The sequence below is a fragment of the Streptomyces sp. UNOC14_S4 genome (assembly GCF_020740835.1).
GTDB lineage: Bacteria > Actinomycetota > Actinomycetes > Streptomycetales > Streptomycetaceae > Streptomyces.
The window spans coordinates 1-2,631 of sequence record NZ_JAINFC010000754.1; the positions used below are offsets into that span (position 1 = coordinate 1).

1 protein-coding gene is annotated in these 2,631 nt (G+C 71.6%); it reads left to right on the forward strand.

Annotation, left to right across the window (positions count from 1 at the left end):
* Window positions 1–104: 104 nt before the first annotated feature.
* Window positions 105–2,631, forward strand: a 2,527-nt coding sequence (locus K6I34_RS35325; protein ID WP_229332120.1) for a bifunctional FO biosynthesis protein CofGH, incomplete at its 3' end; no start/stop codon positions are given.

Here is a 2,631-nt window from a genome sequence, read left to right on the forward strand (position 1 = left end):
CCCCACCCCCGGCCCACCAACCAACCCAGGGGCGCGGGGAACTGCGCGAGAAGCCCCACCCACCCGCAGACGAAAAACGCAGGGGCCGCTCGTATGCTCGGGCAATGACTTCTGGCACGCAGGGACCGACCACCACCCCCACCGCCAACGCCATGCGCCGCGCCCTGCGGCGGGCCCGCGACGGAGTGGCCCTGGACGTCACCGAAGCCGCCGTGCTGCTGCAAGCACGAGGCGCGGATCTGGAGGACCTGTGCGCTTCCGCCGCGCGCGTCCGGGACGCCGGACTGGAAGCCGCCGGGCGCCCCGGTGTCATCACCTACTCCAAGAGCGTCTTCATCCCCCTCACCCGCCTCTGCCGCGACAAGTGCCACTACTGCACCTTCGCCACCGTGCCCGGCAAGCTGCGCCGTGAGGGCCAGGGCATGTTCATGTCCCCCGACGAGGTGCTGGCCATCGCCCGCCGCGGTGCCGAACTCGGCTGCAAGGAAGCGCTCATCACGCTCGGCGACAAGCCCGAGGACCGTTGGCCCGAGGCCCGGGAGTGGCTGGACGCGCACGGGTACGACGACACCATCGCGTACGTCCGCGCCGTCTCCATCCGCATCCTGGAGGAGACAGGACTGCTCCCGCACCTCAACCCCGGCGTCATGTCGTGGACGGACTTCCAGCGCCTCAAGCCGGTGTCGCCGTCCATGGGGCTGATGCTGGAGACCACGGCACAGCGGCTGTGGAGCGAGCCGGGCATGCCGCACTACGGCTCGCCGGACAAGGAGCCCGCCGTCCGGCTGCGCCACCTGGAGGACGCGGGCCGCAGCTCCGTACCCCTCACCAGCGGACTGCTCATCGGCATCGGCGAGACGCCCGAGGAGCGCGCCGAGTCGCTGTTCGCGCTGCGCCGCGTGGCCCGCGCGTACCACGGCATCCAGGAACTCATCATCCAGAACTTCCGCGCCAAGTCGGACACGGCGATGCGCCGGATGCCGGACGCGACCCTCGACGACCTGGTCGCGACCGTCGCCGTGGCCCGGCACATCATGGGTCCCTCCGGTTGCCTCCAGGCACCGCCGAACCTCGTGGACGACGAGTACGCGCGGCTCATCGGCGCCGGTATCGACGACTGGGGCGGCGTCTCCCCGGTCACCCCGGACCACGTCAACCCCGAGCGGCCCTGGCCCCGGATCGAGGAGCTGGCGGCGCGCTCGGCGGCGGCCGGGTTCGAGCTGAAGGAACGTCTCGCCGTCTACCCCGAGTTCGTGCAGCGTGGCGAGCCCTGGCTCGACCCGCGGCTGCTGCCGCACGTGCGCGCGCTCGCCGACCCGGAGACGGGGCTGGCCCGCGAGGACGCCGTGGTCGAGGGCCGCCCCTGGCAGGAGCCCGAGGACGTGTTCGTCCCCTCGGGCCGTACGGACCTGCACCGCGCCATCGACGAGCAGGGCCGTACGGGCGACCGGCGCGCCGACTTCGACGAGGTGTACGGCGACTGGGACGCGCTGCGCGAGGCCGCGGCCCCCGGCATGGTGCCCGAGCGGATCGACGCCGACGTGCGCGAGGCGCTCGCGCAGGCCGCCGACGACCCGACGCGGCTCAGCGACGCCCAGGCGCTCGCGCTCCTGCACGCCGACGGGCCCGCGCTCGACGCGCTGTGCGGCATCGCGGACGACCTGCGGCGCGCGACGGTCGGCGACGACGTCACGTACATCGTCACGCGCAACATCAACTTCACCAACGTCTGCTACACCGGCTGCCGTTTCTGCGCCTTCGCGCAGCGCCGCACGGACGCCGACGCCTACACGCTGTCGCTCTCGCAGGTCGCCGACCGCGCCCAGCAGGCGTGGGACGTGGGCGCCGTTGAGGTGTGCATGCAGGGCGGCATCCACCCCGACCTGCCGGGCACGGCCTATTTCGACATCGTGCGGGCCGTGAAGGAACGCGTCCCGGGCATGCATGTGCACGCCTTCTCGCCGATGGAGATCGTCAACGGCGCGACGCGCACGGGCCTGTCGATCAGGGAGTGGCTGACGGCGGCCAAGGAGGCCGGGCTCGACACCATCCCCGGCACGGCGGCCGAGATTCTCGACGACGAGGTGCGCTGGGTCCTGACGAAGGGCAAGCTGCCCACCGCGACGTGGGTGGAGGTCGTGAAGACCGCGCACGAGCTGGGCATCCGCTCGTCCTCCACGATGATGTACGGACACGTGGACCAGCCCCGGCACTGGCTCGGGCACTTCCGGCAGCTTGTGCGGATTCAGGAAGAGACGGGTGGTTTCACGGAGTTCGTGACGCTGCCGTTCATCCACACGAACGCGCCCGTGTATCTCGCGGGGATCGCTCGTCCCGGTCCGACGATGCGGGACAACCGGGCGGTCACGGCGATGGCGCGGGTGCTGCTGCATCCGCATGTCACGAATATTCAGACGAGCTGGGTGAAGCTGGGCGCCGAGGGCGCGGCGGAGATGCTGCGGTCCGGGGCGAACGATCTGGGCGGGACGCTGATGGAGGAGACGATCTCGCGGATGGCGGGGTCGTCGTACGGGTCGTACCGGTCGGTGCGGGATCTGGTGGCGATCGCGGAGGCGGCGGGGAGGCCGGCTCCGCGATCGCCACCAGATCCCGCACCGACCGGTACGACCC